This is a genomic window from Actinomadura kijaniata NBRC 14229, from assembly GCF_001552175.1.
Classification (GTDB): domain Bacteria; phylum Actinomycetota; class Actinomycetes; order Streptosporangiales; family Streptosporangiaceae; genus Spirillospora; species Spirillospora kijaniata.
Genome location: NZ_BCQR01000025.1, coordinates 47,132 through 70,125 on the forward strand (window position 1 = coordinate 47,132; position 22,994 = coordinate 70,125).

The window sequence follows — 22,994 nt, forward strand, 5'->3', positions numbered from 1 at the left end:
GTCTTCCCTCGTCGCTCCGGTCGCGAGCTCCCGACGCTCCTCGGTCCGGACGGCGTCGCGCCCCCGCGGTCCGCTCATCGGGGCACCTCCAGCCGGACGGTCGTGCCCGCCGCCGGGGCGGAGTCGATGGTGAGGACACCCCCGACGGAACGGGCGCGCTCGCGCATCGAGGCCAGGCCGAGCCCGGTCTGCTGGTCACCCCGGGAGAAGCCGGTGCCGTCGTCGGAGACCTCCAGCACGGCCCTGCCGTCCACGACGCCCAGATGGACGTCGACGGTCCGCGCCCCGGCGTGTCGCAGCGCGTTGAACAGCGCCTCCTGCGCGACGCGGAACACCACCGCCTCCGCGTCCTCCGCCAGGTCGACCGGCTCGGCGCAGACGAAGCGGACACGGGTGTCGTAGGCGCGGTCCAGCACCTCCACGTGCTTGCGCAGCGACGCGGTCAGGCCGTCGGCCAGGTCGGCGGGGCGCAGCTCGAAGATGACGGCGCGCAGCTCGGCGAGGGCCTCGGCGGCGAGCCGCTCGACCTGGTCGAGCTCGGCGACGGCGCGCTCGGGGTCGCGGGGGGCCAGGGCGGCGGCGGCCTGGGCGGTGAGGCGCAGGGAGAACAGCTTCTGGGCGACGGCGTCGTGGAGCTCGCGGGCGAGGCGGCCGCGCTCGGCGACGACGGTGAGCTCGCGGTTGCGCTCGTAGAGGCGGGCGTTGGTGATGGCGATGGCGGCGTGCGCGGCGAACAGGGTCAGCAGTTCCTGGTCGGCCTCGGTGAAGCCGCGGGGGTTCCGGTTGGCGAGGAACAGGATGCCGAGGACGTTCTCCCCGTCGCGGATCGGGACGCCGAGGAAGTCCTTCAGCACCGGGTGCGCCTGCGGCCAGCCCTCGAACTCGGGCTCGCGGCGGATGTCGGCCAGGCGCATGGGCCGCCCGTCGCGCAGCATCGCCGCGAGCATCCCGTGCTGGCGCGGCATCGGCCCGATCGCCGCCCACTCGGCGTCCGAGACGCCCTCCACCACGAACTCGGCGAACGAGCCCTGCTCGTCGGGGACCCCGAGCGCCGCGTACCGCGCGTCGAGCAGCCGGGCGGCGGCGCGGACGATCACCTGGAGGACCTCGTGCACCGACAGGTGCCGCGTCACCGCGAGCACGGCGGAGGAGACGGCGTGCAGCGCCGCGTTCGCGCCGTCGGCCACCACGGGCTCCGCCACCCTGGGCGGATCCCCGCAGGTCACTCGCTCCGTGCCCATCCCGGTCCATCCGGCCTTTCGTCCCACCGGCGAGCGCATCCGGCACTCACCTGTGAAGACCGTACTCTCTGGCCGTCCCCGCACGAATCAGCCCGCCCGTTTAGCTTTCCCGGCGCGGCGTCACCCGTGGGGCCGGGGGCCGTATCCGGCCATCTCGCCCTGGGGTGTTACTGCCTGGATGGGGGCTTTGGAACGGTCATGAGATCCAGCGGGGTAGGTGAGCGATTTTCCGGCTTCTGACACCGCAGCGCCCTCCCTCGACCGACACGGCGCGTGACCACCCTGTCCAAAGATCGACTTCGGAGGACGCGCAGCTCATCGGCGCGGACCATCGATCGCTTGCGCGACCAGGATCTCTCTTTTCCGGGCGATGCGCCACATTTTCCGGCAATCCCGTGACGCTATGTCAGGGCGGCCCCCGAGGGCCGGAGGGCCTAGGTCCATCGGACGACCCCGGCGGACCCGCGCGGCCGATCCCCGGGAACGCCGCGTTCCCTAGGTTCGAAGCATGGCGGAGCGAAGGACGGCACTCATCACCGGAGCCTCCCGGGGGCTCGGCCGGGCGTTGGCCCGCGAGCTGGCCCGGGACGGCTGGAACCTGATCATCAACGCGCGCGACCCGGACGCCCTGGCCGCCGTCGCCGGAGAACTCGGCCACGCGACCCCGGTGGCCGGGGACGTCACCGACCCCGGCCACCGGGCCGCGCTCGTCCGGGCCGTCCGGGACCGGGGCGGGCCGGACCTGCTGGTCAACAACGCCGGGACGCTCGGCACCACGCCGCTGCCCCGGCTCGCCGACCAGCCGCTCGACGACCTCGCGGCCGCGTTCGGCGTCAACGTGCTCGCCCCGCTCGCGCTGGTCCAGGCGCTCCTGCCCGACCTGCGGGAACGCCGCGGCGCGATCCTCAACATCTCCTCCGACGCCGCCGTGGAGGGCTACCGGACCTGGGGCGGCTACGGGATGACCAAGGCGGCGCTGGAGCAGCTGTCGAACGTGCTGGCCGCCGAGGAACCCGACCTGCGGGTCTGGTGGGTCGATCCCGGCGAGATGCGCACCGACATGCTGCGGGCCGCCGGGGAGGACGTCGACGCCGCGCCGCCCCCCGAGGAATCGGCCGCGGCCCTGCGCCGTCTGATCACCGACCGTCTCCCCAGCGGCCGCTACCGGGCCGCCGAACTGGCAGGTGCGCGATGACCACCACCCTCGAACCCCCGGACTCCGCCGCGACCGCCCCCGAACCTCCCCGGGGCGGGGTGCTGGCGGGAAGGTTCCGCGCGCCCACGATCGGCATCGTGATGCTGGTGACGCTGCTGGCGTTCGAGGCCATGGCGGTCGGCACCGCCATGCCGGTCGTCGCCCGCGACCTGAACGGCCTGGCGCTGTACGCCTGGGGCTTCTCCGCGACGCTGATCGCCAGCCTGCTCGCCACCGTGCTGTCGGGCGGCTGGGTGGACCGTTCCGGACCGGCCCGGCCCCTGCTGGCGGGCCTGGTGACGTTCGTGGCGGGACTGCTGGCGTCGGGCCTGGCCCCGACGATGTGGCTGTTCGTGGCGGGCCGGGCCGTGCAGGGCATCGGCAGCGGCCTGTCGATGGTCGCGCTGTACGTGGTGATCGCGCGGGTGTACCCCGAGACGCTGCGGCCCCGCGTGTTCGCGGCGCTGTCGGCGGCGTGGGTGCTGCCGTCGCTGATCGGCCCGGCGGTCGGCGGCGCCATCGCCGAGCACGCGGGCTGGCGCTGGGTGTTCCTCGGGCTGATCCCGCTGGTCGTCCCGGCGGCGGCGCTGCTGGTCCCGGCCATGCGCGACCTGCGGGCCGCCGGACGGGCCACCCCGACGAGCCCGGTGCGCTACCTGGCGGCCGTCACGCTGGCCGCCGGCGCGGGCGCGCTGCTGTACGTGCTGGACCACCCCACCTGGGTGCTGGTCCCGGTCGCGGCCGCCGCCGTGGCGGGCCTGGCGTTCGGGCTGACCCGGCTGCTGCCCGCCGGAACGGCGCGGCTGGGCCGCGGCCTGCCCAGCATCGTCGCGACGCGCGGGATGCTGTCGGGCGCGTTCTTCGGCATGGACGTGTTCATCCCGCTCGCCCTGACCAGGATGCACCACTTCTCCCCCACCCAGGCGGGGGTCACGCTGACCGTCGGCGCGCTCGGCTGGTCGGTCGCCTCGCAGGTCCAGGGCCGGTCCCGGCGGTCCCGCGCGTTCTTCGTGCGGCTCGGCGCGGTGCTGGTCACCGCCGGGATCGTCGGCGTGACGCTCGCGCTCCAGGTGAACGGCTGGGCCGCCGCGCCCGCCTGGATCCTCGGCGGCGCGGGCATGGGCTTCGCCATCTCCAGCCTCTCGGTGCTGACGCTCGACCAGTCCGCCGAGCAGGAGCAGGGCGCCAACTCCTCCGCCCTGCAGATCAGCGACACCCTCGGCTCGTCCCTGGTCGTCGGCGTCGCCGGAGCCCTGGTCACCGGGCTGGGCACCGACCGGCTGGAACTCGGCCTGGTCGTCGCCGGAGCCCTGTTCGCGGCCATCGCCGCACTCGGAATCGTCGCGGCCCTCCGCCTGGAGACCCGCCCCTGACAGGAGACCCGATGTCATGAACGTGCTCCTCGACTTCGAACTGCCCGCCTCCCTGGAGGCCCACGAGCCTCCCGAGGCCCGCGGCCGCGCCCGCGACGGCGTGCGGCTGCTGGTCGGCCGCCGGGCCGACGGGCAGGTGAGCCACCACGGGTTCGGTGACCTGCCGGACCTGCTGTCGCCCGGTGACCTGCTCGTGGTGAACACCTCCGCGACGCTGCCCGCCGCGGTCCGCCTCGACCGGATCGCCGTCCACTTCTCCACCCCGCTGCCCGGCGGCGACGACCGGACCTGGCTGGTGGAGCTGCGGCGGCGGGCCGGCAAGGGCAGCGAGCCCTACCGGGGCGGCTCCCCCGGCGAGTGGATCCCGATGCCGGGCGGGGCGACGCTGACGCTGGCCGCCCGGCACACCGGACGGCTGTGGCGGGCGCGGCTGAGCACCGACGTCGTCCCGTACCTGCGGCGGCACGGCGTTCCCATCCGGTACGGGTACGTGCGGCGGGACTGGCCGACCGCGGCGTACCAGACGGCGTTCGCGTCCGACCGGTCGACCGGCAGCGCCGAGATGCCGAGCGCGGGACGGCCGTTCACGCCCGAGCTGGTCACGCGGCTGGTGTCCCGGGGAGTGCTGATCACTCCCGTCACGCTGCACACCGGCGTCGCCTCGCCCGAGGCGCACGAGCCCCCCTACCCCGAGCGCTACGAGGTGCCCGAGGCCACGGCCGCGCTGGTCGGGCACGTCCGGGGCCGCGGCGGACGCGTGATCGCGGTCGGCACCACCGTCGTGCGGGCGCTGGAGACGGCGTTCGACGGCGAACGCGTGCGGGCCTCGCGCGGCTGGACCGAGCACGTCGTCACCCCCGAACGCGGCGTCCACACCGTGGACGGGCTGCTCACCGGCCTGCACGAGCCGAGGTCGTCGCACCTGATGATGCTGTCGGCGATCGCCGGATCGGACCTGCTCTCCGACGTGTACGCGGCGGCGCTCGCCGAGGGCTACCTCTGGCACGAGTTCGGGGACATGAACCTTCTCGTGCCGTGAGGGCGTCCCGGATGGTGGACGTCACACACGCCGCCGCCGACGGACCGGTACCGTGGTGAGCAGCATGGACGGCTCACCACAGCGCACGCTGCTCATCACGCTCACCGGCCGCGACCGCCCCGGGGTGACGTCGCGTCTGTTCACCACGCTGGCCGAGTTCCCGCTGACCGTCGTCGACGTCGAGCAGGTCGTCATCCGCGGCCGCCTCGTCCTCGGCGTCCTGGTCGCCTACGACGGCGGCGCCGACATCGGGCAGGTGTGGCAGGCCGCCGAACGCGTCGCCACCGACCTCGACATGGAGGTCGAGCTGTCCACCGGCCGCGACAAGTCGGTGCCGCGCCGCCGGGGACGCCTGCACGTCACCGTGCTCGGCGCGCCGCTGAAGCCCGCCGCCATGGCCGGGATCGCGGGCCGGATCGCCGCCAACGGCGCCAACATCGACCGCATCGAGCGCCTCGCGCACTACCCCGTCACCTGCATCGAGATGGACGTGTCGGGGGCCGACCCCGAGGGGCTGCGGGCCGCGCTCGCCGTGGAGGCCGCCGAGCGGCAGGTGGACGTGGCCGTCCAGCCGGGCGGGCTGCACCGCCGCGCCAAGCGCCTGATCGTGATGGACGTCGACTCGACCCTGATCCAGGGCGAGGTCATCGAGCTGCTCGCCGAGCACGCCGGGTGCCTGGACGAGGTCGCCAAGGTCACCGAGGCCGCCATGCGCGGCGAGCTCGACTTCGAGGGGTCGCTGCGCGAGCGCGTCGCCCTGCTGGCCGGGCTCGACGCCGCCGCGATCGACGACGTCCGCCGGAAGGTGCGCCTGGCGTCCGGGGCGCGCACGATGGTGCGGACGCTCAAGCGGCTGGACTACAAGTTCGCGATCGTCAGCGGCGGGTTCACGCAGGTCACCGACGCGCTGGTGGAGGACCTGGGGATCGACTACTCGGCCGCCAACACGCTGGAGATCGCGAACGGCAAGCTCACCGGCCGCGTCGTCGGGCCCGTGATCGACCGCGCCGGGAAGGCCACCGCGCTGGAGCGGTTCGCCCGCGAGGCGGGCATCCCGGTCAGCCAGACCGTCGCGATCGGCGACGGCGCCAACGACCTGGACATGCTCCAGGCCGCCGGGCTCGGCATCGCCTACAACGCCAAGCCCGTCGTCCGGCAGGCCGCCGACACCGCCGTGAACGTCCCCTACCTCGACACGATCCTGTTCCTGCTGGGGATCTCCCGGGAGGAGATCGAAGCGGCCGACGCCGCCGACCCGGGCACTCCCGCCGACTGATGCCGCCCGTGCCCCGATGTGATCGTTCCGGCTGATCGCGGGGTAAGGGGGGAGACGTGGCGTTCGAGGGGTTCCGGGAGAGTCTGGCCCGGATCGAGGGGCGGGCCGCCCCGTTCTACGGGCTGGCCGCCGCGCTCGCGATGGCCGTTCCGCTGCTGGCCGGGGCCGCCACCGGACACGCCGCCCAGGGGGCGATGATCGCGCTGGGGGCGTACCTGGTGGCGCTGCGCGCCCCCGAGGGCCCCTACGGCCACCGCGCCCGCAACCTGGCCAGCGCCGTGCTCGTCGTCGCCGCCGGGGCGACGGTCGGCGGGCACCTGGCCGGGCACACCTGGCTGGCGGTGCTGGTGGTGCCGCCGATCGTGGCGCTCGGCAGCATGATCACTTGGATCGGTCCCACGGCGGCGCTGGCGGTGCTGCTGACGGCCGTCCGGCCGCCCACCCACGACGTCGTCTACAACGGCTTCCTGGAGCTGCTCGGCGGGCTGCTGGCCAGCCTGCTGCTGCTCGCGCCGTGGCCCGCGCGGCGGCTGCGGCCCCTGCGGGCGGCGCTGGCGGAGGCGGCCGACGCCGTCGCCGAGGCCCTGGACGCGGTCGCCCAGGAGATCGGGACGTCCGACACCTCCGCGCTGGACGCCGTGGACATCACCGACCCCGACCTGGCGGCGGTGACCCGCGTGCCGGTCTGGGAGGAACGGCGGCGCGCCGCGTCGCGGGCGATCGGGGCGGCCCGCACCACCGTGGGCTTCTACCGCGCGGGCCGCAACCGGGAGGAGCCGTCCCGCCCCGAACGTCTCATCGACGCCCTCGCGCGGATCATGCACGAGACGGTGGCGCTGCGGACGCTGGTCGAGGCGGCGGGCCGCCGCCCGCCGGACCGCGAGTGGGAGATGGAGGCGCGGGTCGCCGTGGCCGCGCTCGCCGCCCGCGTCCGGCTGCTGGCCGGGGCGGTCGCCCGCCCCGGCGACGCGCCGCTGGGCTCGATGGAGTCGATGGCGGTGCGGCGGCTGGCCCGCCAGTCCGAGAAGATCCGCCGCGCCGGGCTGGCCGGGGACGAGGACCTGGTGGCGGCCGCGCTGATCGGGCAGGTCCGGCGGTCCATCGACCGGATCGCGGGCTCGGTGGACGCGGCCCGCCGGATCGTCGCGGGCGGCGTCCGCATCGGCGTCGGCCCGCCCCGCCGACTGCCCGCCCCGCACCCGGTGTCGGCGTGGGACCGGATGGGACGGGCGGTGCGGACCCGTTCCCCCGGCTTCCGGCAGGTCACCCGGGTGGGGCTGACGGTCGCGGTGGCGATGGCGCTGGCCGCCGCGCTGAGGCTGCCGCACGGCCACTGGATGTCGCTGACGGTGATGATGTGCCTGCGCGGCACCTACGGCGAGACCGTGACGCGCCTGACGCAGCGGATCGTCGGCACGGCCGTGGGGTCGATCGTCGCCGCGGTGCTGCTGGCGCTGGCCCCGAACCAGACGACGGCCGCGTTGATCCTGTTCGGCTTCGCCCTGCTGGGCTTCACGATGCGGCCGGTGAACTTCGCCTACTGGGCGCTGTTCGGCACTCCGCTGGCGATGATGCTGCTGGACTTCTCGACGCCCTCGGACTGGACGGCGGCCGGGGAGCGGATCGCGCTGACGCTGGCGGGCGGGGGGCTGGCGTTCCTGGCGGTCCGCCTCCTGTGGCCGACGGGCCACGCCGAGCGCCTGCCCGTCCAGCTGGGCAGGATGCTGACGGCCCACGCGGACCTGGCGCGTTCGGCGGCCGAGGTCGTGGAGGGCGAACGCGAGACCCTGCCCCACGACCGGCTGGTCGCCGCCGAGCAGGCGGCCGAGACGGTGTCGGAGACCCGCACCCGCCTGGCCGACGAACGCGTCCCCGACACCGAGCGGATCTCCCGGCTGCGGTCGACGGTGGCCGCCGCCCACCGCGTCCGCGACCACCTGATCGCGGTGGGCCGGATGGCGCGCGAGCAGTCGGTCGACGCGGGCCCGATCCCGGAGATCCTGGACCGCATCGCCGACCGCCTGGAGGAGGCGGCCGACGAGATCGAGGAGTCGGGGGACCTGAGCGGCGCCCCCGAGGCCCCGACCCCGGCCGAACGCCTGGACGAGGAGTTCGCCGACCTGGACGACCACCTGTCCTCGCTGGCCAAGCGCCGCCGCGCGGAGGTGGCGGCGGGCGTGGGCACCGACGAGTTCACGCCGCTGCGCCACGCGCTGCTCCAGGTCTCGGGAACGCGCTACGCGGTCCGCGCCCTGCGCCGCGACACCGAAGAGATGATCGACACCGCCGCCCACTCCACCCGGACCCCCGCGAGCCGGTGACCCGACGGGGTCAGGCGGACCTGGGAGTGCGGTAGGTCGTCAGGGTTCCCGCGCCTCGGCGGAGGTCCGTCCAGGGGGCCGGGAGGTCGATGACCGCCAGGGCGCAGGTCGGGAACTCCTGCGGGGCCTCGGCCGTGAGGTCGTGGACCACCTGGTGCATGGACGGGTTGTGGCCCACCACCAGCAGCGTCCCCACCGCGTCGTCGGCCTGGCGGGCCAGGTCCAGGACGACGTCCGGGTCGTTGTCGTAGAGGGTCGGCTCGTACGACACGGGGGTCTTCAGGTCCAGCAGCGCGAACGTCTCGCGGGTGCGGGCCGCCGTCGAGACCAGGGCGCGGTCGGGGACCAGGTCGTGGGCGCGCAGCCAGTCGCCGGTCGCGGCCGCGTCGCGGCGGCCCCGGTCGGCCAGGGTGCGGTCGGAGTCGGGCAGCCCGAGGCCCGTGACGGCCTTGGCGTGGCGCAGCACGATGAGCGTCGGCATGCCCGCCACCCTAGTCAGCCGGGCAGGGCCTGTTTCAACGTGGACCCCGGCCACCCACGGGAGCGCGTCACCTGGCCTCCGGACCCGACGTCGCGCTCACCAAGACCTGGTGAGAAGCGAGCCCCCAGGGCGAGCGCCGTAGGCCAGGGCTTTGGAACACGACCTAGTTCTTGGGGGACGCCGCGTACCCCAGGAGCATCAGCGCCACGAAGATGGCGATCATCGCGATCAGGATGATCGCGAAGCCCTTGGCCCCGGACACCGTCTTCTTCTCTCCGGTCATCGTCGCTTTCCCCCACAGGTCTGTACGCGGGCGTGGAGACATCCGCACCTCGTACAGCGTACGACCGGTGCCCCGAGGTCGGGACACCGGTCGTGGTTGAACTCAGCGGGTCTCGGGCGGGGCCTCCCGTTCGGGCTTGGCGGTGCGGCCGTTCTCCGCCGGGAGCGGCTCCTCGGGCGCCGCGCCCGGGGTCGCGTCCGGCGCGCCGACGGCGGCGGGCGCGGGCGCGCCCTCGGTGGCCGGAGCGGAGCCGCCGCTGCCGATCGGGTCGGCGCGGCGCTTGGACACCACGATGGCCGCGACCACCACGGCGACCGCGACGACGGCGATGGCCACGCGCATCCACAGGTTGCCCGCGTAGGTCACCACGGCGTCGGCGATCAGCAGCGCGACCAGGTTCATCACCTTGATCAGCGGGTTGATCGCGGGTCCGGCGGTGTCCTTGAACGGGTCGCCGACCGTGTCCCCGATGACCGTGGCGGAGTGCGCCTCGCTGCCCTTGCCGCCGAGCTGCCCCTCCTCGACGAGCTTCTTGGCGTTGTCCCAGGCGCCGCCGGAGTTGGCGAGGAACACCGCCATCAGCACCCCGGCCGCGATCGCGCCGCCCAGGAACGCCCCCAGCGGCGCGTACCCGAGCGCGAACCCGACCGCCAGCGGCGTCATGATCGCCAGGAGCCCGGGGGTGGCCAGCTCGCGCTGCGCGTCGCGGGTGCAGATGTCCACCACGCGGGAGTAGTCGGGCTGCTGGCTGTAGTCCATGATCCCGGGCTTGCTGCGGAACTGCTCGCGCACCTCCACCACGACCCGGCCCGCCGCCCGGCCGACCGCCATGATCGCCAGGCCGGAGAACAGGAACACCACCGACGCGCCGACGATCAGGCCGATCAGCACGTTCGGGCTGTCGATCGAGAGGCTGAAGTTCCCGAACGTCCCGAGTGCGTCCCTGGCCTCCTGGTCGGCGTTCTGCAGCGCGCTCACCACCGTCGTCCGGAACGACCCGAACAGCGCGGTCGCCGCCAGCACCGCCGTGGCGATCGCGATGCCCTTGGTGATCGCCTTGGTGGTGTTGCCGACCGCGTCGAGGCGTTCCAGCACGGCGGCGGCCTCGCCCTGCACGTCGCCGGACATCTCGGCGATGCCCTGCGCGTTGTCCGACACCGGGCCGAAGGTGTCCATCGACACGATCACGCCGACGGTGGTGAGCAGCCCGGTCCCGGCCATCGCGACCGCGAACAGCGCGACCGTGGTGTTCCCGAAGCCCAGCAGGAACGCCCCGTACACCGCACCGGCGATCACCAGCGCCGTGTAGACCGCCGACTCCAGGCCGAGCGAGATGCCCGACAGGATGACGGTGGCGGGGCCGGTGCGGGCGCTGCCGGTGACCTCCTTGACGGGCTTGCGACTGGTCTCGGTGAAGTAGCCGGTGAGCAGCTGGATCGCGCTGGCCAGCACGATGCCGATCAGCACCGCGCCGAACGCCACCCAGCGCGGGTCGGCGTCCAGGTCGCGGATCGCCGGGTCGGTGACGCCGGTGAGCTGGGCGAACGACGACGGCAGGTACAGCAGCGCCGCGATCGCGACGAGCACGGCGGAGATGAGCGCCGACAGGAAGAAGCCCCGGTTGATCGCCGACATGCCGGAGCGGTCCTTGGCGCGCGGCGCGACCGCGAAGATCCCGATCACCGCCGTGATCACACCGATCATCGGGACGATCAGCGGGAACACCAGGCCCTCGGTCCCGAACGCCGCGGTGCCCAGGATCAGCGCGGCGACCAGCATCACCGCGTAGGACTCGAACAGGTCGGCGGCCATCCCGGCGCAGTCGCCGACGTTGTCGCCGACGTTGTCGGCGATGGTGGCGGGGTTGCGCGGGTCGTCCTCCGGGATGCCCTTCTCGATCTTGCCGACGAGGTCGGCGCCGACGTCGGCGGCCTTGGTGAAGATGCCGCCGCCGACCCGCATGAACATCGCCAGCAGCGCCGCTCCGAAGCCGAAGCCCTCCAGCACCTTCGGCGCGTCGCCCTGGTAGGCCAGCACCACCACCGCGGCCCCGAACAGGCCCAGGCCCACGGTGAACATCCCGGCCACGCCGCCGGTGCGGAACGCGATCCGCATCGCCTTTCGCTCGCCGTCCCGCTCGCGCGCGGCGGCGGCGACGCGCACGTTCCCGCGCACCGCCAGCCACATGCCGGTGAACCCGGTGACCGCCGAGAACGCCGCCCCGACGACGAAGAACACCGACCGGCCGATCCGTTCCCCCATGGAGTCGGCGGGCAGCAGCAACAGCACCAGCGGGATCAGCACCACGAAGATCGCGACGGTGCGGAACTGGCGTTTCAGGTAGGCGAGCGCGCCGTCCTGCACCGCGCGCGCGATGTTCTGCATCTTCTCGGTGCCCTGACCGGCGGCCAGTACCTCGCGGACCAGGGCGGCGGCGACGGCGAGCGCCAGCAGGGCGACCACCGCGACGATGACGACCAGGGTCAGGTCGCCGCCACCGAGATCCACTTGCGCGCCGGCCGGGCTCGACAGGGGAAGCCCAGACATCCGTCCTCCTCAAGGGAGCGTGGCGATGGAATCGCCCCTAGGGACGATCTTTATCGAGTACCCCGCGGGTGACGGGTTGGAACACTTCCCACGGTGAACACGAACACCGGGCGCCAGTGCAGACCCTTGGACGACAGGAAGAACGCGCCTCCCTGAACGAAAACGACGCCGAAGCGCAACAAAGGCGGGCTTGAGTTTTGACAAAGACATGTTCTCTGCCCGCGTTTCAGCAGCTCATCACGTGTCTCTTGAACCAGCGACACCGGTGGCCGATTTCTGCCACGCCCGCCCCACGCGCCACATCCGGTCCTACATAAAAGCCGAAGTGGAACTGTCCGGAAAAGCCCCGACCCCCGTCACCGGAAAACGATCTTATATTGCCACATAGGGGCCACCGGCGACGCCGTTCGCGGAAAAGGATCACTCCGCCGCGGTCAGCCGTGGGCGAGCAGCCCGTCGTAGGAGGTCGAGTTCCTGCGGCCCGCCATGAACGCCACGAACTCCCGCACGAACGCGCTGCGCGAGTACCGGCCGCCGGTGTCCGGGTCGATCAGCTCGCGGGCGAACGCGGACCGGAACAGCGTGCGGTGCTCCTCGGCGCTGATCGTCCCGTTCCCGTCGGCGTCGGCGGCCTCGAACAGCGTCTCGGCGACCCTGATCAGCGCGGGCCCGGCCAGGGACCCGGCGGACGCGGCGTACTCCTGCCGTGTGACGCGCCCGTCGCCGTCGGCGTCCAGGACGGCCACCAGTTCGCGCCACCAGGCCGCGAACGCCTCGTACAGCCGTTCCTCGCCGTCCGCGTCCAGGTCGAGCCGGGTGGCGATCTCCCGTGCCATGGCGGCGAGGTCGGGCCATTCCAGGTACCCGTCGCCGGTCTGGTCCAGCACCTCGGTGAAGAAGCGGTCGGCCGGACGCTGCGCGGTCCCGTCCGCGCCGCCGTCGTCGGGGGCGGGCGTCAGCAGCCGGAACAGTGCCCCGGCGCGGCCCGCCCGGCGGCGCAGCGCCGCCAACGCGTCGGCGCCGGGCCCGGCGGCCTGGTCGGGGTCCAGCAGGCTCATGACCGTCCCGGTCCGCGTCCACGCCTCCGGCAGCAGCCGCGTCGCCACACCGGTGCCGACGTGGACGCCCCGCGTCAGCGTCTGGGCGCCCGGCAGGTCGCCCACGCCCATCTGCCGCCGGAACGCCTCGGGCAGCGACGCCGCGACGACCGCCGCCGCCACCGGTCCGGCCACGGCCCGGCCGAGCGCCCACACGGCGGGTCGCCCGCGCAGCAGCGGCGGCGGGGGGATGTGCGCGAACAGCCGGCGCAGAATGATCCGCAGCGCCTCGGTGTTCTCCAGGCCCCGCTCCAGCACGTCGTCGTAGTAGGGCCAGAACTCGCGCACCGTGGGCGGCAGGTGGTCGGAGTAGCCGCCCTCCAGCAGCGCCAGGAACGCCCGGAACTCGGCGTACAGCCGTTCCATCGTGGGCCCGTCGAGGGACTCGCCGCTCAACCGGCACATCGTGACCGTCGACTCGAACAGCGTCGCCACCACCCAGGCGCGCGCCGCGGGGTCCAGCCCGCTGTAGGGGCGGCCCCGCTCGTCGGTGCCGGTGAGACGCCCGTGGAGGCGGTTGAGCCGGGCCACCTCCCGGTCGCGGACGGCGGGGTCGCCGCTGAGCACGCGTTGCGTACTGACCAGCGTGTTGCGCAGCCGCCGCCACGGGTGCGCCACGAACGTCGAGTTCTCCACCAGCGCGGCGCCGATCTGGGGGTGGGCGGCCTCCAGGGCCGTCGCCCGCACCACCGCCAGGCCCCAGCGGGCGTCGTCGCAGAAGCCGTACAGCAGCGAGTCCGGCCCGAGCAGGGTCGTGGGGTCGGGCGCGCCGGGGGCGGGCGTGGTCGGCGTGTCGTCGCTCATCGCGTTCTCTCTTCCGTCGTGGCCGGTGCCGGGACCGCGCCGAACCGGCGCTCGCGCCGCCGGTAGGCGTCCAGGCATTCCCAGAAATGTCCGGCCCGGAAGTCGGGCCACAGCACCCTGGGGAACATCCATTCGGCGTACGCCACCTGCCAGAGCAGGAAGTTGGAGATCCGCTGCTCTCCGGAGGTGCGGATGACGAGGTCCACGTCCGGCATGTCCGGGTGGGGCAGGTGGCGGGCGAAGCTCTCCTCGGTGACCTGTTCGGCGGGAACCCCGTCGCGGATGAGCGCCCGCGCGGCCGCCACGATGTCGCGGCGTCCCCCGTGGTCGAACGCGACCGTCAACGTCAGCCGCCGGTTGTCGCGGGTCAGTTCCATGAGGTCGGCGATGTCACGGGCGAGCGGCGGCGGGACCCTGGGGTCGGCGGCGCCCAGGAACCGGCACCGTACGCCCCGGGCGTGCAGCGTCAACGCGTGCTTGCGGACGGTCCGCCGCACCAGCCGCATGAGGAAGTCCACCTCGGCCGTGGGGCGGCGCCAGTTCTCGGTGGAGAAGGCGTACAGGCTCAGCCACTCGACCCCGGCGGCGTGCGCGGCCTCGATGGTGTCGATCACCGCGGCCTCGGCCGCCGCGTGCCCCGCCGTCCGGGGCAGCGCCCGCCGCGCGGCCCAGCGGCCGTTCCCGTCCATCACGCACGCCACATGGCGCGGTGGTCCCGCCATCCACCGACCTCCTCACCCGCACCGCACGTCCACCGGGGGGACGACATGCGACGCCTTCGTCACTGTAAGCAACGAAGCGTGTGGAGGGGGTGAACTTCGGAAATTCGCGGTCAGGCGGAGAGCTCGCCGTCCGGCTCGAACGTGACGAAGGCCCCGCACCGGGAGTGCGGGGCCTTCGTCGGCGTCTCGGGCGTCCTCAGGTGGTGGGAGCCGCCTCGACCGGCCAGCTCATGCGGATCTGGACGCCTTTGGGGGTGGTGGAAATGTCCACGTCGTCGGCCAGTCCCGCGATCACGGCCAGACCGAGGTCGGCCGCGCCGTCGCCCAACGCGAACTCCAGATCGTCCGGTCCTGTCACCTTGGGCAGGTCCGCGGGGGTCGTGGGCCTCCCGGTCCCGGAGGAGTCGTCGCCGGGAACCGAGTCGTTCACGATGACCTCGAACCGCCGTTCGGCGGCGGTCATCTCCATCCGCACCGGCTCGTCCGGGCAGTGCAGACGGTGCGCCTCCACGGCCCGCGAACACGCCTCGCCGACCGCCAGCCGCACCTCGTCCAGCAGGTCCTCGTCGATGCCACTGCGCCGGGCAACGGCGGTGACGATCAGGCGGGCCGTGCGGACGTGGACGGGCAGCGCACTGAATGAGAGCTCAACGGTCGCCATCTCAGCGGTGGCCGCCTACTTGGCGCCCTTGCGCTTCTCCTCGGCATCGGCGATCGAGTCGTGGATGCCGAAGACCTTGGTCAGGCCCGTGATGCGGAAGATCTTCAGAATGCGCTCCTGGGTGCAGACCAGCTCCAGCGAGCCGTCGTGGGCGCGGACCCGCTTGAGCCCGCCGACCAGGACGCCCAGTCCCGTCGAGTCCAGGAACTCCACCTTCTCCATGTCCACCAGCAGGTGGAACTTGCCCTTGTTGACCAGATCGATGAGCTTCTCGCGAAGCTTCGGCGCCGTGTAGACGTCGATCTCGCCTTCCACCGTGATGACGGTCAGGCCGTCGTCGGTGGTGTAGTCGTTCACCTTCAGGTCCACAGGTCCTCCAGCGCCGTACAGCACATCCGATTTCCGACGCCCGGACATCCGGGTCGGACGGCCGGGGCGACGGAACTCCGTCGAAATTCAACCACGCTCCGGCCGTGTGCAGGCAGGTTATCGCCCGACTGGGCGAAACTTCGCGCCATCCCGTCTGACCTGCTGATCTGCCGGTCGTGGCAGGGGGAACGGGACCACCGGCGCCGGGGCGTTCCCGTAGTTTTGCCCATGCTGGCAGACTGAAAACCTGATGGGCGACCAAAGATCCTCTTCTCCCCTGGACCGGCTGCTGGCGGACCCCTCCCGCCGCGGCCGCATCACCCATGTGGAGAATGTTTCCGCACGTCAAGGCCGTCATGTGGAGTGGCCGGAGTGGGCACCCGAGGTGCTGGTGCGACGGCTCACAGCCGCCGGGATCGAGGCGCCCTGGGAGCATCAGGTCACAGCCGCCGAACACGCCCACGCGGGCCGGTCCGTGATCGTCGCCACCGGTACCGCGTCCGGGAAGTCCCTGGCCTACCTGCTGCCCGCCGTCGCCTCCCTCTACGCCGAGAACGAACGCGACGCGGGCACCGTGCTGTACCTGTCGCCCACCAAGGCCCTGGCCGCCGACCAGCTGCGCGCCCTGCGGCGCCTGCGGCTGACGCGGGTCCGCGCCGCCGCCTACGACGGCGACACGCCCTACGACGAGCGCTCCTGGATCCGCCAGCACGCCAACTACGTGCTGACCAACCCCGACATGCTGCACCGCGCCATACTGCCCGCGCACGCCCGGTGGAGCGGCTTCCTGCGCCGCCTGCGCTACGTCGTGATCGACGAGGCGCACGGGTACCGGGGCGTGTTCGGCTCGCACGTGGCGCAGATCCTGCGGCGGCTGCGGCGGATCTGCGCCCGCTACCACGCCTCGCCCACGTTCGTGCTGGCGTCCGCGACGACCTCCGAACCCGCCGCGGCCGCGTCCCGCCTCACCGGGCTGGACGTGGTGGCGGTGGACGACGACGCCTCGCCGCGCGGGCCCGCGACGTTCGCGCTGTGGGAGCCGCCGCTGACGGACCTGCGCGGGGAGCACGGCGCGCCGGTGCGCCGCACCGCGACGGCCGAGGCGTCCGACCTGCTCGCCGACCTCGTGGTGGAGGACGTGCAGACGCTCGCGTTCGTGCGCTCCCGCCGGGGGGCCGAGGCCGTCGCGCTCGGCGCCAAGCGCGCCCTCTCCGAAGCGGCCCCCCAACTGGTCGACCACGTGGCGGCCTACCGCGCGGGCTACCTGCCCGAGGAGCGCCGCGCGCTGGAGGCGTCCCTGCGCGACCGCGAGATCGTGGGCCTGGCCAGCACCAACGCGCTGGAACTGGGCGTGGACGTGTCCGGGCTGGACGCCGTGGTGATCTGCGGGTGGCCCGGCACCCGCGCCTCCCTGTGGCAGCAGGCCGGGCGCGCCGGGCGGTCGGGTCAGGAGGCGCTGGCGGTGCTGGTGGCGCGGGACGACCCGCTGGACACGTTCCTCGTCCACCACCCGGAGGCGATCTTCGGCACGCCCGTCGAGGCGACGGTCCTGGACCCCGACAACCCCTACGTCCTCGAACCCCACCTGTGCGCGGCGGCGTCCGAGATCCCGCTGACCGAGGCCGACGCCGAGCTGTTCGGCCCCACGACGGCGGACCTGCTGCCCGACATGGTCCGCCGGGGCATGCTGCGCCGCCGCGCCGCCGGCTGGTACTGGACCCGCCGCGACCGCGCCTGCGACATGGCCGACATCCGGGGCGCCGGCGGCGTCCCCGTGCAGGTGGTCGAACTGGGCACCGGCCGCCTGCTGGGCACGGTGGACGAGGCGTCGTCCCACTCGCACGTCCACGAGGGCGCGGTCTACCTGCACCAGGGAGAGTCGTTCATCGTGCAGACCCTCGACCTGGACGACGCGGTCGCCCTGGTGGAGCCCGCCGACCCCGACTACTCGACGACGGCCCGCGACGTCACCGACATCACCATCGTGGAACGGCTGCGTTCGACCAGGTGGGGCGAGGCGACCCTGAACTTCGGCACGGTCGACGTCACCAACCAGGTCGTCGCCTACCAGATGCGCCGCCTCCAGACCGGCGAGATGCTCGGCGAGAAACCCCTCGACCTGCCGCCCCGCACGCTGCGCACGCGCGCGGTGTGGTGGACGCTGTCACCCGACCAGATCGAGGCGCTGGGCGACATGGACGTGGCGGGCGCGGCCCACGCCGCCGAACACGCCTCGATCGGCCTGCTGCCGCTGTTCGCGACCTGCGACCGCTGGGACATCGGCGGCGTGTCGACCGCCCTGCACCCCGACACGGGCCTGCTGACGGTGTTCGTCTACGACGGCCACGAGGGCGGGGCGGGCTTCTCCGAACGCGGCTACCGCGACGCGGCCGAGTGGCTGACGGCGACCCGCGACGCGATAGCGGCGTGCGAGTGCGAGTCGGGCTGCCCCTCGTGCATCCAGTCCCCCAAGTGCGGCAACGGCAACGACCCGCTGGACAAGCAAGGGGCCCTGCTGATGCTCGGCGAACTCCTCCAGGGCCGTCCCTGACCGACACCACGCAGGTCCACGGGAGCGAACGGCGCGCTGACGCGGTGGCCGATGACGGAAACGGCCGCCGGGCCCCTTCCGGAGCCGGCGGCCGTTCCGTACGGGTGCTCGCCTACTTGGCGCTCTTGCGGTGCTTCCTGGAGCGGTGGCCCCTGGCGGGCTGGGCGCCGTCCTTGCCCGCGATCCGCACCTCGACGCCGCTCTGGCGCTTGCCCAGCGTCGCCGGGCGCCGCCGGGCGGGCTTGGCGGGCTTGGCGGCCGGAGTCTTGGCCGCCGCCGACACGGTCTTGGTGTCGCCCGCCTTCACCGCGAGGACCGCGGTCCTGGTGGCGCCGGGGGCCTTGTCGTCCTTCACCGCGGCCTTGGTGGACCGGCCGGGCTTGGCGGAGGTCCCGACGGTCTTCGCCAGCGCCTCCGCACGGGCGATCTGCTCGCGCTGCCGGGCGACGCGCTTGCGGCCGACCCCGGCGCGGGCCATGCGCGCGGCCATGCCCTTGTCGCTGACCCCGGCCTGCGCGACCCGCAGCCGCCGCGTCCAGGTGCCCAGGTGGGCGGCGATGACCAGCAGGATCAGGGCGATGCCGATGCTCTTGCCCCACTGCAGGCTGTCGGTCGCCGCGGCGTTCGTGGCCTTCGGCGCGCTCGTCCCGAGGACCTGCGGGGCCGGGTAGGTGAAGCCGGGGGTGCTGCCCGGCGGCTGCACCGACGGCAGGGTGACCGGCGACTGGTTGTTGAACGGCGTGAGCGGCGTCTGGCTCGGCGGCGTGGTGCCGGGCGGCGTCGTCGGCACGTTGGAGGACGGCGGAGGAGTGCTGCCACCGTTGTCACCGTTGCTGAACGTCGCCCTGGCGATGCTCGCGCCCGAAGCGACCGAACCGCCCGTGCCGCTCGGCCGCTGGGCCCGCACGCTGATCGACGCCGTGCTCACGTTCCCGCTGGCCTTCAACGTGGCCGAGCAGCTCGTACCGGAGCAGAACCTGTCGACCCCGCCACTGGCGGGGGTGACGCCGTTGCCGCTGACCGTGTAGCCGGTCAGGTCGTCCTCAAGGCCAAGGTTCCAGCGGACGGTGACGTTGCGCCCGGACACACTGGTGGACAACCCACTGGGACGCGCCGGAGGGATGCGCACGGTGAAGGTGCTGGTGGCGTAGGTGTCGTTGAAGATGGAGCCTCTGACCGTGACCTTGTAACGGCCGTTGCGGCGCACCGAGACGGTGCCCGACATGGACCCACGGCCGGTACGCGAGGTGAGATAGGTGTCACCCACGCCGGGGACATCCACCCAGAGCTTCGCGAACGGAGGCCAGGTGCCGATGTTGGCGCGAACGGTCGCCACGGAGCCGCTAGTGATCACAGCACCGTTCGCGGGAGAGGCGACACCCGTCCCCGCAGCCTGAGCCGGGGTCGCGGCGAGAACCGGGAAAGCCATCGCAAGGGGTGCGGCGAGAGCGACTGCACCGAACCTGCGAATCCTGGTCACGGCCTCAATCCCTTCATCGGATGATCTGCCGACAGCGTTCTGCTCACGCCCGGACACCGAGCCCTGCGGGGGTCTTCGGCCTTCGGGGGTGAGTGGCCGCTGTGTCGAGTGATAACTACGGGCTTACGGAAGCGTAACGTACTACCCAGTAACGGAAGTCACAGGAAGGTGACAAAGCGACTCCATCGTCGCCAACACCCACCTCCGGGAACCTATTGACACCGAGTGCAACGATCCACGGGGGCGTCAGGTTACGCCCCTACGGCCCGACAGGGCCAGCCCTGGCCCGGGAAACGATCCGGAGCCCACCGCCCCCGACCGGCACACGGACGCCGACGACCACCTCGACCTCGACGATCCCGCCCCGCACCGAACACGCCGCCAGGCGTCCACCGGAACCGTTCGCGATCCGTCCGGCCACCCGACAGGCGCTCCGCTCCCCCTCCCCGACACGCGCGGCCCCGGCCAACGCCGCAAGGTCGGCCGCGACCTCCCCACGCTGCCGAGCGATCCGCACACCACCTCCCACAACGACCGCAGCTCCGACGAGCCAGATGACAGCCATGAACGCGAGCACCCAGACCGCCCCGGCCCCCCGTTCCCGCGCGCCCTCACACCTCCGCAACCCACGCCCTTTCCAAGAACGCCAGACCGCGCCGCCTCTCTCCCCAGTCAGCCTCCCTCCCCTCCCTCCACCCCACGAACGGATAGCCCCGCCCATAAGCCCCTCGCCCCCTCCTCACTCACCGAGCTTCGAGACCGTGTTTCAAAAGCCCTGACCCACGGCGCTCGCCTGGGGCTCGCGCCTCACCAGCTCTCGGCGAGCACGACACCGCTTCGCGATCTGACCCGCCGGCGTAGAAGCCACGGCACATGGACCAGCCAGGCCCATCGCTCCACCCGTTACCGCGTGGATTCCTCGCCGCCCAGCGCGCTCCTCTCCGCCCCAGGCTCCACGGCTCCACGGCTCCAAAGCCACCGACCAGAACTCGACAAAGTCCAGCCACGACGGCCACGGCTCACCGACATTCCGAACTCACCGCACTTCCCCCTCCACGGCTGTCAGGCCCGAGAGCCCCGCGTTCAACGGCCCCGCGCCCAGCGCGCTCCAAGCCCACTCAGCGGTCTCGGGGCGAATGCGCATCGGCTCCAACGTCCCCAAGCTCAATCGGACCGCGCTTGGCAGGACCAGCCTTAACGGGACCGGACTCAGCCGTACCGGGTTCGGTGGCCGCGATGGCATGAGTCTGGACGGTGAGAGACGGAAGCCTGGCCGCGGCCGGGGCCGGGACCTTGGCGGTGATGGAAACCCGAGTGGTCACGGCATCACGACGGATATTGATCGCCGCACCACGCGGAATCGCACGGGCCACGAAATCCCGAACCGCAGGGAGGGCTTCTCCCCTCGCAGCCGCGCGGGCCCCGCTACGAGCCGCGTCCGTGCAGGCCAGGTGGACCGACGCCACCCGAATCCCCCACAACGCAACCGCTGTGACCAGCACCAGCGTGGGCAACACCAAGGCGACCTCCGCCGTAACCGCACCCCGATCCCGCAGGGGCCCAGCTCTCACCGATTTCACCCGCACGCTCTCGGCTCGTACGCCATCTACTCGTACGAGCGCTGCCCACCCTCTTCTCTCCGACGCCTCCTCCCCCCAAGAGCCATTCGCAGCCATCCCTCCCGCCGGGACACGTCCGGTTCGCACCTCTTCGATTCGCAAATCTCTTCGCACGTACATGCCTAGCTCTCCTCTGCTGATGCGCTCAGTTCCCATGCCTGAGCCCACTCGTCGCACATCCCAACGAACCTTGCTCACAACCCGCCGTCACGCAGACTCACCACCGCAGACGCGCACCGCCACGCAGACACCCACCTCGGACGTGCGCTGCCTCGGACGTGCGCTGCCTCGGACGTGCGCTGCCTCGGACGTGCGCTGCCTCGGACGTGCGCTGCCTCGGACGTGCGCTGCCTCGGACGTGCGCTGCCTCGTCAATCGCCACCTCGTGAGCGCGGCTTCGTGAGCGCGGCTTCGTGAGCGCGGCTTCGTGAGCGCGGCTTCGTGAGCGCGGCTTCGTGAGCGCGGCATCGTGAGCGCGGCTTCGTGAGCGCGGCTTCGTGAGCGCGGCTTCGTGAGCGCTTCTCCACCCGCTAACACCGCCTCAGGGCAGCACCGCCCCGCGCAAACACCACTCACACAGACAGCGCCTCACACAGACAGCGCCTGATACCGGCAGCGCCATGCGCGGACAGCGCCATGCGCGGACAGCGCCATGCGCGGACAGCGCCATGCGCGGACAGCGCCATGCGCGGACAGCGCCATGCGCGGACAGCGTTTTTACATGTGGTGGAAACTGAGGCGCAGATCCGCGTAGGCCGCATGGGTTTGCGTTTGGGGCACGTGCGAGCTTGCATATGCGCTGGTTCGTGCGTACGGGCGATAGCCTGCGCCAGCTTGGGAGGCGAGAACCTGGGACGTTTCTGGCTGGTTCCAGAAACGCTTGGCGCTTCACTCCGCGCGCATGGTGACCAGGCTTGGGGCGGCGGGAGGAGGTTAGGGGGCCACAGGTCATCGCTTCTGGCTAGAGCGTTGCTGGTTCCCGGTCACCACGCTGCCGCCCTCGGCGGACGTTCCTGGCGCTTGCGCACGAACGTTCTCAGGTCTCACCTCCAATGTCGTCGCGCGTATTGCGGCTTGCTCTTGTAGGAGCCGCACACGGGCACGTCGTGCGGGGCCATGTGCGAGTTTGTGTGCAGAGCCCGGTGTGGGGGCGCGTGGGTTCTCTCGTTCGCTGGGTCGCCTCGTGGGCGGGGTTTGTACGTGCAGGGCTGTACGCGAAGGCTGGGTGGGCTGCGCGTCGGAGCTGGGTGCAAGGTCGCGTGTTGCGTACAGCGCCCGCACGTACGGGAGCCACACGTGGATTCGCGCGGGTCCGTGTTGTTGCACATCACGGGCTGCACACCGAGGCGGGCGTGAGGTTGCGTGCGGTGCTGCTTGCGTAGGGCTATGCGCGCTTGTGGGTCTTGCGGTGAACGCCTGTGGGAGTCGTGTGTGACCGCCGGCGCTGTTGGGCAGGTGTCAGCTGCTCAGCTGTAGACCCTTTTTCAAGATCGTTAAGAGCAGGTTGCGGACTTCCTGGCTGGTTACGATCTTGAAGAGGGCGGTGCCGAACGCCGTGGCGGCGACCAGGACGACCGCGTACTCAGCCGTCGCCGCGCCTCGGTCTCGGGTCCCCCTCCAGCGCCGCTTCAACACCCGCAGGGCCCTGATCAGCCGCGCCCTCATCGTTCTCATCAGGAACTCCTTCCATCGCTCGGGACGCTCGGTGCGCCCGCGTTCCAAGAGTGCGGGGCATGGGTTGATCGTCTCCAGCCTCTACGGCGACCTGTGGATAACTTCTTTCGCGGGCGTCGATCCGCGACGTGCGGGCGATGATCAGAAGGTTCACAGTGGCGTTGTGGTCGCCCTTGGCCAGTCGTTCTTTGGTTGGGGCACGGCTCTCGCCAGCTCTGTCTCTGTGGCGTGCGCGCTATGTAGGCAGGTGACCGGGTGGAG

The 22,994-nt window shown here is 72.4% G+C and carries 18 protein-coding genes; 7 read left to right on the forward strand and 11 right to left on the reverse strand.

Annotated features, from left to right (window positions below; genetic code table 11):
- Positions 1 to 74: 74 nt before the first annotated feature.
- Complete coding sequence (locus AKI01S_RS09530; protein WP_245681541.1) at positions 75 to 1,202, reverse strand: GAF domain-containing sensor histidine kinase; 1,128 nt, start codon at positions 1,200 to 1,202, stop codon at positions 75 to 77.
- Between the two features lie 547 nt (positions 1,203 to 1,749).
- Here AKI01S_RS09530 and AKI01S_RS09535 point away from each other — a divergent pair.
- From AKI01S_RS09535 to AKI01S_RS09555, 5 genes are all read left to right on the forward strand, one after another.
- Positions 1,750 to 2,436: an SDR family NAD(P)-dependent oxidoreductase gene (locus tag AKI01S_RS09535; protein ID WP_067814054.1), complete on the forward strand. Its 687-nt coding sequence runs from the start codon at positions 1,750 to 1,752 to the stop codon at positions 2,434 to 2,436.
- Positions 2,433 to 3,809: an MFS transporter gene (locus AKI01S_RS09540; protein WP_067814056.1), complete on the forward strand. Its 1,377-nt coding sequence runs from the start codon at positions 2,433 to 2,435 to the stop codon at positions 3,807 to 3,809. The genes AKI01S_RS09535 and AKI01S_RS09540 overlap by 4 nt, the downstream gene beginning before the upstream one ends.
- Before the next feature lie 16 nt (positions 3,810 to 3,825).
- The gene (locus AKI01S_RS09545; protein WP_067814058.1) at positions 3,826 to 4,848 is read left to right on the forward strand and encodes an S-adenosylmethionine:tRNA ribosyltransferase-isomerase; all 1,023 of its coding nucleotides are present in this window, start codon (positions 3,826 to 3,828) and stop codon (positions 4,846 to 4,848) included.
- 64 nt (positions 4,849 to 4,912) lie between these two features.
- Positions 4,913 to 6,124: a phosphoserine phosphatase SerB gene (serB, locus tag AKI01S_RS09550; protein WP_067814060.1), complete on the forward strand. Its 1,212-nt coding sequence runs from the start codon at positions 4,913 to 4,915 to the stop codon at positions 6,122 to 6,124.
- A gap of 56 nt (positions 6,125 to 6,180) precedes the next feature.
- Complete coding sequence (locus AKI01S_RS09555) at positions 6,181 to 8,445, forward strand: FUSC family protein (protein WP_067814062.1); 2,265 nt, start codon at positions 6,181 to 6,183, stop codon at positions 8,443 to 8,445.
- Positions 8,446 to 8,455: 10 nt separating this feature from the next.
- Here the strand turns inward: AKI01S_RS09555 and AKI01S_RS09560 are convergent, their stop codons facing one another.
- The 6 genes from AKI01S_RS09560 to AKI01S_RS09585 all read right to left on the reverse strand — a co-directional run bounded on the left by AKI01S_RS09560 (position 8,456) and on the right by AKI01S_RS09585 (position 15,409).
- Positions 8,456 to 8,926: a SixA phosphatase family protein gene (locus AKI01S_RS09560; protein ID WP_067814064.1), complete on the reverse strand. Its 471-nt coding sequence runs from the start codon at positions 8,924 to 8,926 to the stop codon at positions 8,456 to 8,458.
- A 385-nt stretch (positions 8,927 to 9,311) separates the two neighbouring features.
- Positions 9,312 to 11,756 carry a sodium-translocating pyrophosphatase gene (locus AKI01S_RS09565; RefSeq protein WP_067814066.1) on the reverse strand — a complete coding sequence of 815 codons (2,445 nt, stop codon included), beginning with the start codon at positions 11,754 to 11,756 and terminating at the stop codon, positions 9,312 to 9,314.
- A 434-nt stretch (positions 11,757 to 12,190) separates the two neighbouring features.
- Positions 12,191 to 13,657: an oxygenase MpaB family protein gene (locus AKI01S_RS09570; protein ID WP_067814068.1), complete on the reverse strand. Its 1,467-nt coding sequence runs from the start codon at positions 13,655 to 13,657 to the stop codon at positions 12,191 to 12,193.
- Positions 13,654 to 14,379, reverse strand: a complete 726-nt coding sequence (gene uppS, locus AKI01S_RS09575; RefSeq protein WP_067814070.1) for a polyprenyl diphosphate synthase — start codon at positions 14,377 to 14,379, stop codon at positions 13,654 to 13,656. Before uppS ends, AKI01S_RS09570 begins: the two co-directional genes overlap by 4 nt.
- A gap of 196 nt (positions 14,380 to 14,575) precedes the next feature.
- Positions 14,576 to 15,040, reverse strand: a complete 465-nt coding sequence (locus AKI01S_RS09580; RefSeq protein WP_067814072.1) for an ATP-binding protein — start codon at positions 15,038 to 15,040, stop codon at positions 14,576 to 14,578.
- A 15-nt stretch (positions 15,041 to 15,055) separates the two neighbouring features.
- Complete coding sequence (locus AKI01S_RS09585; protein WP_067483866.1) at positions 15,056 to 15,409, reverse strand: STAS domain-containing protein; 354 nt, start codon at positions 15,407 to 15,409, stop codon at positions 15,056 to 15,058.
- 250 nt (positions 15,410 to 15,659) lie between these two features.
- Between AKI01S_RS09585 and AKI01S_RS09590 the strand changes: the two genes are divergently transcribed.
- Positions 15,660 to 17,960: a DEAD/DEAH box helicase gene (locus AKI01S_RS09590; protein WP_083999240.1), complete on the forward strand. Its 2,301-nt coding sequence runs from the start codon at positions 15,660 to 15,662 to the stop codon at positions 17,958 to 17,960.
- A 112-nt stretch (positions 17,961 to 18,072) separates the two neighbouring features.
- Here the strand turns inward: AKI01S_RS09590 and AKI01S_RS09595 are convergent, their stop codons facing one another.
- The gene (locus tag AKI01S_RS09595; RefSeq protein ID WP_157419744.1) at positions 18,073 to 18,663 is read right to left on the reverse strand and encodes a hypothetical protein; all 591 of its coding nucleotides are present in this window, start codon (positions 18,661 to 18,663) and stop codon (positions 18,073 to 18,075) included.
- A gap of 10 nt (positions 18,664 to 18,673) precedes the next feature.
- Here AKI01S_RS09595 and AKI01S_RS09600 point away from each other — a divergent pair, with 10 nt between their 5' ends.
- Positions 18,674 to 18,988 (forward strand): hypothetical protein, encoded by a 315-nt coding sequence (locus tag AKI01S_RS09600; RefSeq protein WP_157419745.1) that lies wholly within the window; start codon positions 18,674 to 18,676, stop codon positions 18,986 to 18,988.
- A 711-nt stretch (positions 18,989 to 19,699) separates the two neighbouring features.
- Here the strand turns inward: AKI01S_RS09600 and AKI01S_RS09605 are convergent.
- From AKI01S_RS09605 to AKI01S_RS09610, 3 genes are all read right to left on the reverse strand, one after another.
- Positions 19,700 to 20,161, reverse strand: a complete 462-nt coding sequence (locus AKI01S_RS09605; protein ID WP_083999242.1) for an Rv3654c family TadE-like protein — start codon at positions 20,159 to 20,161, stop codon at positions 19,700 to 19,702.
- Positions 20,162 to 20,558: 397 nt separating this feature from the next.
- Positions 20,559 to 21,215, reverse strand: a complete 657-nt coding sequence (locus AKI01S_RS48985; RefSeq protein WP_369688711.1) for a TadE family type IV pilus minor pilin — start codon at positions 21,213 to 21,215, stop codon at positions 20,559 to 20,561.
- 1,302 nt (positions 21,216 to 22,517) lie between these two features.
- A complete protein-coding gene (locus AKI01S_RS09610) occupies positions 22,518 to 22,733 on the reverse strand; it encodes a DUF4244 domain-containing protein (RefSeq protein ID WP_245681542.1) in 216 nt (71 codons plus the stop codon).
- Positions 22,734 to 22,994: the final 261 nt, after the last annotated feature.